Origin of the sequence: Shewanella profunda (assembly GCF_023283765.1) — a bacterium.
Taxonomy (GTDB): Bacteria; Pseudomonadota; Gammaproteobacteria; order Enterobacterales; family Shewanellaceae; genus Shewanella; species Shewanella profunda.
Window position 1 is genome coordinate 25,308 of the sequence record NZ_JAKILG010000011.1, and the last position, 13,461, is coordinate 38,768.

Consider the following 13,461-nt stretch of genomic DNA (forward strand, 5'->3'; position numbering starts at 1 on the left):
CATAATCGGTTTTTTGATATAAGTTGGAAAAATTCGGGCTTCCCGCTACGGGACTGGTTCAAGATATAACGCCAAAAAAAGATAACGAAAGGTGAAAGCGTTGCAGACAGGCAAACCCAATTTGATTAATTTTTCGCAACCCCGTTTGCAAAATTTATCATCAACTCATAAGAATATTCTATTAATGGGCGGTTTATTGATCGGTGCAGCTATGCTATTACCGAACAATAACCATGTAGTGCCAACTGCTCAGCGTATCCCTGTCGTGCTCGATATCGAGAATATCTTACCTCAGGTTTCTGAACCTGTTGAACAAGCCGCTATCATCGATAATACCCCGGATTTTGAGCGTATTATTGCTTCTGGAGATACCTTAAGTGGTTTATTTTCAAAAGCGGGTGTCGATCACCAAACTATGTATAAAGTATTAGAAGCAGATTTAAATATCCTTGCGCTTGATACCTTATTACCCGGTAACCGGATCCAGTTTTGGCTTGATAATGATGGTCAATTACAGAAGTTAGAGTTGTATTTTAACGCGGCACGCCAAGTTGTATTTACTCGTTATGAAGATGGCAGTTTTAATGTTGAAGAAGTCAACATAGAAGGTGTCTGGCAAAATCGCATTTTAACCGGTGATATTAAAGGTTCATTTTATGTTTCCGCTCAAAAAATGGGCTTAGCTGCTGCAGATATTCAGCGGATTGAAGATTTACTCAAAGAGAAAGTGAATTTTGCGCGTGACTTGCGTGTAGGGGATAAATTTTCTGTTTTGGTAAATGATCAATATGTTGAAGGTGAAGCGACGGGAAGCAGTCAGATATTGGGCGTAACGATTAAAACAGGCCGCTCTGAAGTGAGTGCTTTTCAGCATACTGATGGTAGTTATTATGATGCTAAAGGCCAAAGTTTAGTTCGTGCATTCCAGCGTATTCCATTAGCTAAACAACCGCGTATGAGTTCTCGTTTTAACGCCTATCGTAAACATCCTATTACGGGGCGAATTTCTCCGCATAATGGTACAGACTTTTCAGTACCTATTGGTACTAAAGTGATTGCGCCTGGTGATGGTGTTGTCAGTTTAGTAACCGATCATCAATTTGCTGGTAAATATATTGTTGTCGAACATGGTGGTAAATATCGCACCCGTTATTTGCATCTTTCCAAATCGCTTGTACGTAAAGGTCAGCGCGTGACTCGAGGACAAGTGATTGCGTTATCTGGCAATACGGGTCGCTCTACTGGTCCGCATTTACATTATGAGTTTCATATTAATGGTAAGCCAGTTGATCCAATGAAAGCTGACATTCCAATGTCTAGCCAGTTAGCAAATCAAGAACTGCACACATTTACAAATTTAGTTAAAAGCCGCCAAGCGTTAATGGATTTAGGTTAATCGCGATAGATTTTGATATTGTTGAAGCTGTGTATTTCATAAAGTTTAAAGATAGATTTACACGCCGTTTATAACAAAGATAAAACTCACTAATGCCGATGAAATATACATTTCATCGGCATTTTTTATTCTAGCTATTTAATATGAGGTGAGTAAATTCGAGTGTAGTCATCGAACAATACTGCCTACTAAAACGACTCACAATGGCACGGAGCGACAAATAGGAAACTAGCAATAATAGCTAATTTGGTAAAATCAAACTATTTGTAGGATGCTAATCCATAAATACAGAGTGGGTTAAAAATAGTCTGTGTAGCATCGGTTTATTGAGCAGTAATTAGCTTGCTTGACGCCTTTGTATCACTTTTAGTGCGCACTTACATAATTTCCCTTTGAGAGCCGGACAACCACCACACGGGGACTTTTTATAAGGACGTAATGCAAAGCTACGTTCTGAGGGTAATGGTGTAAGGTGTCGAATAACGGCTGATGATGACAATTTGGCGTCATTTGCAGCTATAAAGGTCGCCTTAGCGAGTTTTAATTGCTTTTTTAAGGCTGATTTATCGAGGTGAGTTATGGGGTGGTTTGAAATATATACAGCTAATAACTTAGCAATGCGTTTACGAAGTGTTTTCTTACTGTGTATTTTCTGTCTATCGACTTTATCGGCAATATGATACGACCTTGTAAGGCTAAACGTCGACTTTGCTCGTGCTTTTGTTAATTTAGCCTGTTTCTTTAGTATTTTTTTCGCTTGTTTCTTGCACCATTTATCAAGCCGCTTATCAATTTTATGCTTTTTCATATCATATGGCTTCTTTACTAAAGAGACTAAATGATTCTAAATGAAAACTATTATCAGTCAAGTATATTGGATCTTTTTGAGTACAAAAGCGTTTTTACTGACTAAGCGGAATAGGGGGATAAATTTGCATCAATACAAGTGAGTAGTAAGCGTAAATCAAACTCGAGTTGATGATACTCGGGCTCCATATGAGTACATAAATTATAGAACGCCTTATTATGATCTTTCTCTTTTAGATGTGCTAACTCATGGATAACAACCATGCGTAATAAAGGTTCAGGCACACGCTTTAGACGTGAAGATATGCGAATTTCGTTTTTCGCTTTAATTTTGTTACCTTGTATGCGTGCAACATAGGAATGCAAGCCAAGTGCATGATGGCTAATGTTAATTTTATCGTCAAAAATCACTTTTGATAATGGAGATGATTGACGTAGAAAGCTGTTTTTTATCTCTTGGGTATAGTCGTATAGGGCTTTATCACTACGAATATCATGGATCTTAGGGTGACGACGCAGGAGTACATTTGCTAGGGTGCCAGCATCGAGTAACTGCTGTACTTGATACTGAATATCAGGACTATAACCGCTGAGGTATTTTAATAATTGCATAAGTTTCAAGGCCCCGAGAAGCCACTCGGAGCCTAAATCGTAATTACACTTTACCGAAAATATGGCGATTTTGCTGGGCGTAAGCGGCTTCAAAAGCAGCTTGTTGTACCCGTTTGAGATCTAAACTGTCAAAATCCACTTGGGGAGGATTGCGTTTATTTTGCTCTTTAATGGTCACTGGTGATAACAAATTGACGGGAATCTCGCCTAATTGGATGGCCGCCTCTAATTTAAAGCTAGTGGCAGAGCCAGCCAATTTGCCCTTTTGTTCACGTTCGATGATAACAACTTCATCGACTTTATAGTCCTGCATTAGTTTATGAAAAGCAAAATGAAAGTCACGAATGGCTTCAGTGGTTGCTGATTCTGAAACACTGAACGATACCTTACGGCATTCAGGCACATTAAAAGTTTCACCTTCATAGCTCAATAAACTGATGATGGCCTCGCCACCTTTTAATTCAACACCACAAACTCTCATGTTACACCTTCAAATATCAATAATAGCGCTATTGTAGCTGGAATCTGGATCAATGAGCGAATGACATTAGCTCATTGATGGTTCAAGTTGATAGTATTGAGCCTAAATACGTAAACACTATCAATTTCAATTTAAAATTAAACTTCTTCAGTATCATTATCTTGTAATAAAGGGGCAGCAGGCTTTTTACGCATTGGGGCATCGCCGATATCCACACCTGTTATAAAACGTTTGTCCCTAGACGGTGCGGCTTTAACCGCTTTTGTTTTGACTTTTCCTGCCGCAGGACCGACTTTTGCAATGCGTTTTGTTGGTGTCTGCTTGGACTTCTCTTTTAAACCACTGAATTTTGCTTCTAAACCAGCAATGACACTGATTTCAAATGTTTTTCTGAGGAAAATTTGGACTTTCTTGAAGTTATCCCAATCTTTGGGTCCAACTAGGGATATAGCGTCACCTTTAGCGCCAGCTCGGCCAGTTCGGCCAATACGGTGCACGTATTCTTCGGCAAATTTTGGCATGTCGAAGTTAATCACTAATGACACATTGAGTAAATCAAGACCGCGTGATGCTACATCGGTAGTGACGAGGATTTGCTGTTGACCGCGGGCGAATTGATCCATGATTTGGTTACGTGCAGCTTGCTTTAACTCTCCGCTAAGTGCTGCAGTAGCAAATCCTTGCGTCGATAATTTTGCCGCGAGTCGCTCGGTATCGGGGCGGGTTGCAGTAAAAATAATCACTTGCTTATGGGTTTCATCTTGAAGTAAGCGAGTCAGCAGGGCTTCTTTATGATCTAAATGATCGCAAAGGAAAATACGTTGGTGAATATCATGGTGCTCACTATGGGCTGCACCAATCGCAACATGTGCCGGATTCTTTAATAGTGTTGCTGCAATATCATTGATTTCACTGTGATCTAAGGTTGCAGAGAACATCAAGGTTTGGCGACGTTTATGATCTGCGGCATCATTGATTGCTTTAAGCTGTGGAGCAAAGCCTAAGTCCAGCATACGGTCAGCCTCATCAAGGATTAATAGCTCTAATCCATTGAGGAACAAATGTTTTTGCTCTAAATGATCTGTAATACGCCCTGGCGTAGCGACGATAAAATGGGGCTCTTTCGCCAATGCTTTAGCCTGGTCATTAAAATTTTCACCCCCTAGTACGCTAATCGCTTTGTATTGGGTATTTGCCACGAGTAAGCGAAGCTGGCTATAAACTTGATGTGCTAATTCTCGTGTCGGTAATAAAATCAATACCCTAGGATCGCGTTTACTGAGTGAGCGGGTGGATATGACTCTTTGCAATGCAGGCAGCAAAAAGGCTAAGGTTTTACCCGAGCCCGTTTTTGATGACGCCATTAAATCTTTACCTGCCAATGCGATAGGCAGTGCTTGTTCCTGGATGGCGGTAGGGGCTGTGATCCCCATATGCTTTAAGCTTTGTAACAGACGCTGGTCCAGAGAAAAATCGGTAAATTGCAAAGGTATATCCCCAAAATCTTAGTAAGGGCAGATTATAGCCTTAAAGGGCTGTTCTCAGCTATCCACATTGATAATAATCTCGGTTTAGTGCCCTTTTTGTGAAAACGGAGTGGGCTAGTTTCATTCCATTGCATTTATTTACATTGACGTTACAACTACTTGATATGTGTATTTCACCATTGACAGTGGAAGTGGTGGGAACTTAGGTTATTCTGTGTCTAAGTGAGTAAAGGGGAAGCATTTTATGGTTAAGGGAACGTCACCCACTATTGGCATTGCCTTAGGTAGTGGAGCGGCAAAAGGGTGGGCACATATTGGTGTGTTAAATGGATTAGCCGCTATGGGGGTTAAGCCTGATAAAGTTGCAGGCTGTTCCATAGGGGCTTTAGTTGGCGCAGCATACGCCCATGACCATTTACCCGAACTTGAAGAGTGGGTGCGAAGTTTTTCCAGTTGGGATGTGCTGGCATTGATGGATATTCGCTGGGGAAAGGGTGGTTTGATTGGTGGTGATAAAATCTTTGACGTACTGCAATCCCGTGTTGGTGATGTGAAAATTGAGGAGCTTAATCGCCCCTTTGCTGCGGTGGCAACGGATTTATATTCAGGGCAAGAGATTTGGTTTCGCCATGGTGATTTGCGCCAAGCCGTTAGGGCCTCTTGTTCTATGCCAGGCATTTTGGCCCCAGTTCGGCAAGGTGAACGCTGGTTAGTCGATGGTGCTGTAGTTAATCCTGTTCCCGTTTCCGTCAGCCGTGCTATGGGAGTCGATATAGTGATTGCCGTTGATTTAAATGGATATCATCCGGGACGATTGCAGGTCTTGCCCGTTAATATGACAAGCCATAAGGTGGCTCAAGGGGAAATGGATTTGCCTGCTCGGCACGATACTCGGTTTATGGACTTATTTGCCCGTGGCAGGGAATATGTGAGTAGTTTGACGGATAAATTTTCCCTTGGAACTAAGTCTAATCCGGGCATGATTGCTGTGATGTCGCAGTCGATGGGTATTTTAGAGCAAAGGCATAAACGGTCGCGTTTAATGGGAGATCCACCCGATATTTGTATCGTACCCGAAGTGGCTGAGATTGGAACAATGGAGTTTCATCGTGCTGGTGAGGCGATTGCCGCTGGTGAAGCCGCTGTAGCGAAAGTGGCTCATTTGATTGAAGCCGCATTATGGAAGGGTAACGATAATAGAAAATGATTCATTGATAGATAATTTTACAACTTATTTGTTTGGCCTATTTTTTGCTTAAACTGTAAATCAGTTATCGGCGCCGAAGTTTTGACAATGAATTCAATTTTAAACTCTCTGAACCTAAATCGTAGCAGTGCTAGCGTCATCGATGCTTATGGCGTAAATAGCCAAAAGGCAAGCACGACAAAAACGGACACTAGTACTGAAACGACACAAACCCAAGCGAGTGCCACTAAAACAGATCCGGCAAGTTCCGATGATATTGCCTTATCTCCACGAGCACTACGGGCTCAAAAAATTCAGGCGATGTCGAAGGATTTTTTTGCCGACGGAAAATTCAGCGTTGCTGATATTCCTGCATTAGTTTCTCGATTACAACAGGACGGTATTTTATCTGATTCGCAGCTTGAACGTTTATCTCAAAATGGTATTACCGTGCCGAGTACGAGTACGAGTACGCCAAGCAAACAATCACTGCAGGACTTTTTGGATGATGAATTAAAAACACTTGCCAAAAACTCACCTGACAGCCCACTTATAAACACCTTAGTCGATGCAAAAAGTGTGTTATCCAATATGGACGATGCTCAGTCGCCAGTATTGGCACAAAAAGCAGCTAAGGTATTTGGGCAATTAACAGAGTATTTAAACTCTGAACCCCCTATGACGGACAAGCAAAAACAACAGTGGCAAGGACTCAAATCGACAATGCAAGTGGCTTCATCACTTGGAGCTCAGCAATCCGCATCTGGTCAATTAAGTAGTTACTTAGCATTGGCAAAACGTTAATTTACAAAGTAAATAACGTTTAGCTGAATCGTAAATGTTATCAACTTAAGTGCAATAATAGCTTGCCAGATAACCGCTTCAGGCTGCATTTGGCTGGTGTTTCTGCTGGTTTATTGCCCGTTTATATAGAATAACTGCACCACATGGGCTTTGCCTTATATCAATCGTATTGACGATACAGACACAGTTAATGTGAACACAGCCAATGTGATTGGTATTACATAAAAGAGCGCCAAATCGCTGCAAAAACTCAAACGTCAACAAGCGCTTGTTATGGCTTTTTTCCGGCTACTAGCTCGCTTTATTAGTTAGGTCAAGGTGCGATTCTCAGATCATTGGGCTTTGCTACAGTTCCTATTTGTTCTTTTCTTCTATCCTAAAAACTATGATCTGGATCATGGAAGTTTTAGCATCAATACCGCCTAATACTCTATATATTGTGCCTATCAATTATTTAATCACTATATATAGTGTTAATTTTAATCGGGATGGAGAGGAACTGAACAATGCCAGTCGTGATCAAGCGTGATGGTTGCCGCACACCTTTTGATGAAACAAGGATAAGAGATGCAGTTATGGCCGCTGCAAACTCTGTTGGGATAGAGGATGCAGACTATGCCGCGACGGTGGCCGCTTGTGTCAGTCAACGTGTTGCATCTTTAGCCGAAGTCGATATTCATCATTTGCAAGATGCCGTTGAAAACTTGTTGATGGAAGGTCCTTATAAGTCATTGGCACGGGTGTATATTGAATATCGCCATGACAGAGATATTTGCCGCGAAGCGACCAGTAAATTGAATTTAGAAATCCGTGGTCTGGTCGAGCAGAGCAATGCGGCACTCTTGAATGAAAATGCCAATAAAGACTCAAAAGTCATCCCGACTCAACGGGATTTGCTGGCTGGCATAGTGGCAAAACATTACGCCAAGAGTCATATTTTGCCAAAAGACGTGGTGGCCGCCCATGAAGCGGGTGAGATCCATTACCACGATTTAGACTATTCGCCATTCTTCCCGATGTTTAACTGCATGCTAATTGATTTAGCAGGGATGTTGACCCATGGCTTTAAAATGGGCAATGCCGAGATTGAAACGCCAAAGTCAATTTCTACTGCAACCGCAGTGACTGCGCAAATCATCGCCCAAGTTGCGAGTCATATTTATGGCGGCACGACCATCAATCGCATTGACGAAGTCTTGGCACCTTTTGTGGCCAAAAGTTATGACAAACACTACCAAGTTGCGCTGAATTGGCAGATTAAAGATGCCAAAGCTTTTGCCACGGCTCAAACTGAAAAAGAATGTCACGATGCTTTTCAGTCCCTTGAATATGAAGTGAATACTTTGCACACTGCCAATGGACAAACGCCATTCGTCACCTTTGGCTTTGGCTTAGGCACTTCGTGGGAATCACGTCTAATTCAGCAATCTATGCTCAAAGTTCGTATGGCTGGTCTAGGTAAAAACCGTAAAACAGCCGTATTCCCTAAACTTGTGTTTGCCATTCGTGATGGTATTAACCACAAGGCAGGGGACTGCAATTACGATGTAAAACAAATGGCGCTCAAGTGTGCGACGATGCGGATGTATCCCGATATTCTCAACTATGAACAGGTTGAAAAGGTGACAGGATCATTTAAAACCCCAATGGGTTGCCGCAGCTTTTTGGGTACTTATAAGGAAAATGGCGAGTTGATCCATGAAGGCCGAAATAACCTCGGAGTTGTGAGCCTAAACTTGCCACGTATCGCCTTAGAATCCAATGGTAATGAAGCCGAGTTTTACCGTATTTTAGATGAACGCCTATTACTTGCCCGCAGAGCATTAGATACTCGTATCGAACGCTTAAATGGCGTGAAAGCTCGAGTGGCACCGATTCTTTATATGGAAGGTGCTTGCGGTGTACGTTTGCGCGCCGATGACGATATTGCGCAGATTTTCAAAAATGGTCGAGCGTCGATTTCATTAGGTTATATTGGCCTGCATGAAACCATGAATGCGCTCTATGGTACTAAGTCCCACGTGTTTGACAGTGCTGAGCTGCGGGAAAAGGCGATTAAGATTGTCGCCTATCTCAAGGCTGCGACCGATGCTTGGAAAGCCGAAACAGGCTATGGCTTTAGTCTATATAGCACACCCAGTGAGAGTCTGTGTAGCCGCTTCTGTAAACTGGATGCGAAGCAGTATGGTGTTGTTGCAGGAGTTACAGATAAAGGCTATTACACTAATAGTTTCCACTTAGATGTTGAAAAGCAAGTCAATCCCTACGACAAAATTGATTTTGAACAGCCCTATCCGGAAATCGCCAGTGGTGGATTTATTTGCTACGGCGAATATCCCAATATGCAACACAACCTCGAAGCATTAGAAAATGTCTGGGATTACAGTTATAGCCGCATACCTTACTACGGAACTAATACGCCTATTGATGAATGCTATGACTGTGGTTTTACAGGTGAGTTTAGCTGCACGAGTAAAGGTTTTACTTGCCCTAAATGTGGTAACCATGAGCCGAGCCGAGTGTCGGTAACCCGCCGTGTTTGTGGTTATTTAGGTAGCCCAGATGCTAGGCCATTCAACCACGGTAAGCAGGAAGAAGTAAAACGTAGGATCAAACACTTGTAACAGTTTTGAATAATGCTTCTGTTAAACTGACCTTGAGGCGCAGCACGAGAATTCTCTGCTGCGCCGTGTATTTAACCTAAATCGGCTCAAGGTGTTGAACCTAGGACTGAGTTCATGAATTATCACCAATATTATCCCATCGATGTGGTTAATGGCCCGGGAACCCGGGCAACCTTGTTTGTTTCGGGCTGTGAGCACCAGTGCCGTGGTTGCTATAATCAAAGTACTTGGGATGTACGATCTGGCCATCCTTTTGATAAAGCAATGGAAGACCGGATTATTGCTGATCTTAACGATAAGCGTATCGTTCGCCGCGGCTTATCTCTCTCTGGGGGCGATCCTTTATTACCCGCCAATCTGGAGGTGGTTTTAGCCTTAGTTAAACGGGTAAAGGTTGAATGTCCGACTAAAGATATTTGGCTATGGACGGGTTATGTACTCGATGAACTGTCTGAACAGCAAAGGGCTGTGCTTGCTTATTTAGATGTGTTGGTAGATGGAAAATTTGAACAAAGTTTAGCGGATCCCAGTTTACAGTTTCGTGGTAGCAGTAATCAGATCATACGTTTGTTATAAAAGCGGTAACGAGGATCTGCAACTTGCTGTTATAATCCCAAACCTTGACACAGATGCTAGCATAATTAGGCTAAGATTTTACTGTGGCTAACATAGGTAATTTAAGGTAACAGAATGAATTTAAAGCAAGAACTGCAGCAGCTTAACGATAAGCTTGATAAATTTCGTCGTAAACTTGCTGCGGCTGAACAACGAGGTGATGAGGCTGTTATTGCTCAGTTCAAACGCGAAATTGCTGCAGTCACTAAGCAAATTAGCAGTGTAAAAGGCCAACATACACGCTTATTGAATAAACAGGGTGATGATATTAAACATCTGCCTTTTCACCGAGCGTTGACTAAAGCTGAACAAGCTGACATGGGACAATTGAAAAAGTCCGTTAAAGGTCTGGTTGTGGTTCACCCAATGACGGCACTCGGCCGTGAGATGGGCTTAACCGAAGTGACGGGTTACGCACCTGCAAAGTTTTAAGACTCTAAATAGTCAAATCTGGCAAGGTAAGTTGGGGAGTACAAGTATAGATTCGAGTGTCGATGTTATACTGGCTCCCTTGCTGCCAAGTGGGGCAATCGGAACTATTGAACTTGATTCAAGTTGTAGTTGATTAAATTGATTGCTCAAAACACTTAAGAATGGGGTGCTCGTTGCTTAAGAGCCTAATTTGGTTTTGTTTTTAGGGATGTTCCTTCGTCTCACGGAATGAGAGTTGTCGTTTAAGGTTATGTCATGTCGATAAAATATGTCGCGACGTCAAAGTTACCCACTCCTTGGGGCGTGTTTGCTATGCATGGTTTTGAAGATACAGAAACAGGCAAAGAGCATGTAGCACTCACCTTTGGAACGCTCAGTGCAGATGAGCCCGTTTTAGGTCGTATCCATTCAGAATGTTTGACCGGTGATGCGCTATTTAGCCTGCGTTGTGACTGTGGTTTTCAGCTACAAACTGCTATGCAAAATATTGCCGAAACAGGTAGCGGTTTTATTTTATATTTACGCCAAGAAGGCCGTGGAATTGGCTTATTGAATAAGATCCGTGCCTATGAGTTACAAGATAAAGGTGCTAATACAGTTCAAGCGAACGAGCAATTAGGGTTTCCTGCAGATATGCGTAAGTACGATATGATCAAACCAATGCTTGAACAGATTGGTGTGAAGCACGTACGCTTAATGACCAATAATCCGCGTAAAGTCAAAGCGATGATAGAGTTTGGTATCGAAGTGGTTGAGCGGGTTCCTCTGCAAGTGGGCAAAAACCGTTATAACGAAGCCTATTTAAAAACCAAATCCACAGAGCTTGGCCATATGATGTCTGAATATCATTTTGTGGACAAAGATTAATTGCTCTGGGCTAATACCGCCAAAGTCACATAAACTAGGACGGTTTGAGTAAATTGAGCCCTTTTTTTAATCGGTTATTCTTAAATATTTTGACCGTGTCTGCGTGGTTATTAGGGAGCGTTATCCCTAACGTTACCTGGGCACAGGTCTACCCCTCTGATGACAATTCCATCGCTTCTTCACCTATAAACAGTCAGTTGCCCATTGATACTAAGGATAATCCTAGTTCTGTCTATGCTTTTGGCAGTTATCTCGGTACTGGGGTTTATCGAGCCGCAGAGCAAAATGCGACCGTTGTGAGTATCCCGCTTTCTTTCGATTTTCAAAAGGACAGTGAAAGCCAAACTTGGTTGCGTTTGCCTCTCTCCTTTGGTTTTTTTGATTATTTAGCACAGGATCTTACCGAAGGTGAATTCCCTTCATCTGTTGGGACTATGACGGTGACCCCTGGTATTGAGCACCATTGGCAGGCGAGTACAAACACTCGTATGGAGGCTTATTTTGATGTGGGTTTTGGGACAAACTTTGATACCAGTGATAACCTGGCAATTTTAGCCACAGGGATCAGTACCTTGTATGATTTTACTTTCGGTGGTGAAGAGAGTGTTTGGGTATCGAGATTGCATTTTGCAGGCTATAGCGAACGAGTTGGTAAGCTTACAGATCAATTTGCGGTATTACAAACTGGCGTCGATATAGGCCTTTCACCTCGTTGGCAATGGCAAGATATTCAAGTTCAACCCAGACTATTTTTACTCGGTTATTGGTATTTTAATGCGTTAAATTTCAGTAGTGATAGTGAGCAGGATACGGTTGTCTCGGGTAGTTATGAATTGGGTGCGACCTTAGTTTTTTCTAAGCCTATAGACGCTGATTTGTTGAGTATAGACCGAATTGGATTGAGTTATCGCACCGGTGATGGATTAAGCATTTGGCGTTTATTATTTAGTTTTCCTATTTAACAATGGCTTAGTTGAAATTAACTACTATCCCACTTGAAACTCAGTCCAGCAGCTAAAAAGTAAAAATTTACGCACGATTTTTTAATTTAGCGATTATTCTGCAGATTTCTGAGCATCACGCATTTTCTTATCCATTAAGACCGCCATTTGGCTATTGAGCTGTAATATTTGCTCTTGGATCACCTTGCGTTGTTGCTCTGCAGCTTCTGAATTATCACCTTTAAGCTTTGTTAACATTTCTTGTAGGGCTTTTATCTGCTCTTTTATCCGTTCGATTTGTTGATCAATAGGAGAGGTGGCTTCTCCTGATTCAGCAGCTTCAGCTTGCTGTTTTTTCTCTGTGTTACTTTCTCTCAGCGTTGCACCGAAATCAGTCGCTAATGCAGCGCGACCTGCATTGGAAATCGATACTGTATCTTGGTTATTAGTGTCTTCTGTTCCATCAGTAGTGGTGGAAGATGATGTTGGAGATATGGCGATATAGGCACTGGATACGGGCTTGAATGTCGCACCACTTGCTGCATTGTTTAATCCATTAATATTCATCAACGACTCCTGATAACGCTAGATGTAGTAAGACTTAAATGGTTATCGGCAGCGAGTTAAGATTCTTAAGTCAATTTTTTATTCTATACATAATAGTCAAGAGGGTAGCCCTGATGTGATAAGGGCTAAAGATAAAGTGACTGTAGCTTAGTCTTTCTTACCCCATATGTGGCTGTTGATATTATCAGCAGAGCTGGACCTATTTTTATCTTGGGTAGGTGTTTTTGTACTCTGCCCTTGATTAGCCGAATGAATCTTGATGGTTTTTTTAGGGGTCGTCGCAGTTTCGTTTTTCGGTGGAGGTAAAGGTAGCTTATTGGCTTTTAGGTATAAGTATTCTACTTTCTCCCTTGCCCAGTCGGTTTTTCTTAAAAAACGCAGACTCGATTTAATACTGGGATCATGGGTAAAACAACGGATTTGTATTCTCTCACCCAACTCTTCCCAGCCGTAGCGTTCGACTAAATCAGTGACTATGGTTTCGAGTTTAATGCCGTGCAGAGGGTTATTTACTTGAGTCATATTTGTATATTGCAGTGAACTATGGCGGGATTATAGCAGTTTTATAGGCAGAGTTAGAGGCGTATTTGCTAACATAAAAAACAGGCACTGTTGCAGTGCCTGTTTTGTTTCATTCATTTA

Annotated in this window: 14 protein-coding genes; 8 read left to right on the forward strand and 6 right to left on the reverse strand. The window is 42.0% G+C overall.

What is annotated here, in order from left to right; genetic code table 11:
- Positions 1–100: 100 nt before the first annotated feature.
- A complete protein-coding gene (locus L2744_RS07660) occupies positions 101–1,396 on the forward strand; it encodes a peptidoglycan DD-metalloendopeptidase family protein (RefSeq protein WP_248991426.1) in 1,296 nt (431 codons plus the stop codon).
- A 337-nt stretch (positions 1,397–1,733) separates the two neighbouring features.
- Here the strand turns inward: L2744_RS07660 and L2744_RS07665 are convergent, their stop codons facing one another.
- The 4 genes from L2744_RS07665 to L2744_RS07680 all read right to left on the reverse strand — a co-directional run bounded on the left by L2744_RS07665 (position 1,734) and on the right by L2744_RS07680 (position 4,783).
- Positions 1,734–2,204: a hypothetical protein gene (locus L2744_RS07665; protein ID WP_248991354.1), complete on the reverse strand. Its 471-nt coding sequence runs from the start codon at positions 2,202–2,204 to the stop codon at positions 1,734–1,736.
- A gap of 101 nt (positions 2,205–2,305) precedes the next feature.
- Positions 2,306–2,815 carry a M48 family metallopeptidase gene (locus L2744_RS07670; protein ID WP_248991355.1) on the reverse strand — a complete coding sequence of 170 codons (510 nt, stop codon included), beginning with the start codon at positions 2,813–2,815 and terminating at the stop codon, positions 2,306–2,308.
- 43 nt (positions 2,816–2,858) lie between these two features.
- On the reverse strand, positions 2,859–3,296 hold the full coding sequence (locus tag L2744_RS07675; RefSeq protein WP_248991356.1) for a DUF3010 family protein: 438 nt from the start codon (positions 3,294–3,296) through the stop codon (positions 2,859–2,861).
- Between the two features lie 137 nt (positions 3,297–3,433).
- A complete protein-coding gene (locus tag L2744_RS07680; protein WP_248991357.1) occupies positions 3,434–4,783 on the reverse strand; it encodes a DEAD/DEAH box helicase in 1,350 nt (449 codons plus the stop codon).
- Positions 4,784–5,027: 244 nt separating this feature from the next.
- Between L2744_RS07680 and rssA the strand changes: the two genes are divergently transcribed.
- From rssA to L2744_RS07715, 7 genes are all read left to right on the forward strand, one after another.
- Positions 5,028–5,990, forward strand: coding sequence for a patatin-like phospholipase RssA (gene rssA, locus L2744_RS07685; protein ID WP_248991358.1), 963 nt, complete (start codon positions 5,028–5,030; stop codon positions 5,988–5,990).
- A gap of 87 nt (positions 5,991–6,077) precedes the next feature.
- On the forward strand, positions 6,078–6,773 hold the full coding sequence (locus L2744_RS07690) for a hypothetical protein (protein ID WP_248991359.1): 696 nt from the start codon (positions 6,078–6,080) through the stop codon (positions 6,771–6,773).
- A 506-nt stretch (positions 6,774–7,279) separates the two neighbouring features.
- A complete protein-coding gene (nrdD, locus tag L2744_RS07695; protein ID WP_248991360.1) occupies positions 7,280–9,397 on the forward strand; it encodes an anaerobic ribonucleoside-triphosphate reductase in 2,118 nt (705 codons plus the stop codon).
- 114 nt (positions 9,398–9,511) lie between these two features.
- Positions 9,512–9,973 carry an anaerobic ribonucleoside-triphosphate reductase-activating protein gene (nrdG, locus tag L2744_RS07700; protein WP_248991361.1) on the forward strand — a complete coding sequence of 154 codons (462 nt, stop codon included), beginning with the start codon at positions 9,512–9,514 and terminating at the stop codon, positions 9,971–9,973.
- A gap of 114 nt (positions 9,974–10,087) precedes the next feature.
- Positions 10,088–10,444: a YibL family ribosome-associated protein gene (locus L2744_RS07705; RefSeq protein ID WP_248991362.1), complete on the forward strand. Its 357-nt coding sequence runs from the start codon at positions 10,088–10,090 to the stop codon at positions 10,442–10,444.
- Positions 10,445–10,699: 255 nt separating this feature from the next.
- Positions 10,700–11,311 carry a GTP cyclohydrolase II gene (gene ribA / locus L2744_RS07710; protein ID WP_248991363.1) on the forward strand — a complete coding sequence of 204 codons (612 nt, stop codon included), beginning with the start codon at positions 10,700–10,702 and terminating at the stop codon, positions 11,309–11,311.
- Positions 11,312–11,481: 170 nt separating this feature from the next.
- Positions 11,482–12,273, forward strand: coding sequence for a hypothetical protein (locus L2744_RS07715; protein WP_376711937.1), 792 nt, complete (start codon positions 11,482–11,484; stop codon positions 12,271–12,273).
- A 93-nt stretch (positions 12,274–12,366) separates the two neighbouring features.
- Here L2744_RS07715 and L2744_RS07720 read toward each other — a convergent pair whose 3' ends face one another.
- Positions 12,367–12,819, reverse strand: coding sequence for a FlxA-like family protein (locus tag L2744_RS07720; RefSeq protein ID WP_248991364.1), 453 nt, complete (start codon positions 12,817–12,819; stop codon positions 12,367–12,369).
- Between the two features lie 147 nt (positions 12,820–12,966).
- Positions 12,967–13,341, reverse strand: a complete 375-nt coding sequence (locus tag L2744_RS07725; RefSeq protein WP_248991365.1) for a VF530 family protein — start codon at positions 13,339–13,341, stop codon at positions 12,967–12,969.
- Between the last annotated feature and the right edge of the window lie 120 nt (positions 13,342–13,461).

Excerpts from the sequence above, each read along its gene's own strand:
- nrdG (WP_248991361.1), top strand. The coding sequence starts at position 9,512 with ATGAATTATCACCAATATTATCCCATCGATGTGGTTAATGGCCCGGGA.
- L2744_RS07670 (WP_248991355.1), bottom strand. The coding sequence starts at position 2,815 with ATGCAATTATTAAAATACCTCAGCGGTTATAGTCCTGATATTCAGTAT.
- ribA (WP_248991363.1), top strand. The coding sequence starts at position 10,700 with ATGTCGATAAAATATGTCGCGACGTCAAAGTTACCCACTCCTTGGGGC.
- rssA (WP_248991358.1), top strand. The coding sequence starts at position 5,028 with ATGGTTAAGGGAACGTCACCCACTATTGGCATTGCCTTAGGTAGTGGA.
- L2744_RS07720 (WP_248991364.1), bottom strand. The coding sequence starts at position 12,819 with ATGAATATTAATGGATTAAACAATGCAGCAAGTGGTGCGACATTCAAG.
- L2744_RS07725 (WP_248991365.1), bottom strand. The coding sequence starts at position 13,341 with ATGACTCAAGTAAATAACCCTCTGCACGGCATTAAACTCGAAACCATA.
- L2744_RS07705 (WP_248991362.1), top strand. The coding sequence starts at position 10,088 with ATGAATTTAAAGCAAGAACTGCAGCAGCTTAACGATAAGCTTGATAAA.
- nrdD (WP_248991360.1), top strand. The coding sequence starts at position 7,280 with ATGCCAGTCGTGATCAAGCGTGATGGTTGCCGCACACCTTTTGATGAA.
- L2744_RS07675 (WP_248991356.1), bottom strand. The coding sequence starts at position 3,296 with ATGAGAGTTTGTGGTGTTGAATTAAAAGGTGGCGAGGCCATCATCAGT.
- L2744_RS07690 (WP_248991359.1), top strand. The coding sequence starts at position 6,078 with ATGAATTCAATTTTAAACTCTCTGAACCTAAATCGTAGCAGTGCTAGC.
- L2744_RS07665 (WP_248991354.1), bottom strand. The coding sequence starts at position 2,204 with ATGAAAAAGCATAAAATTGATAAGCGGCTTGATAAATGGTGCAAGAAA.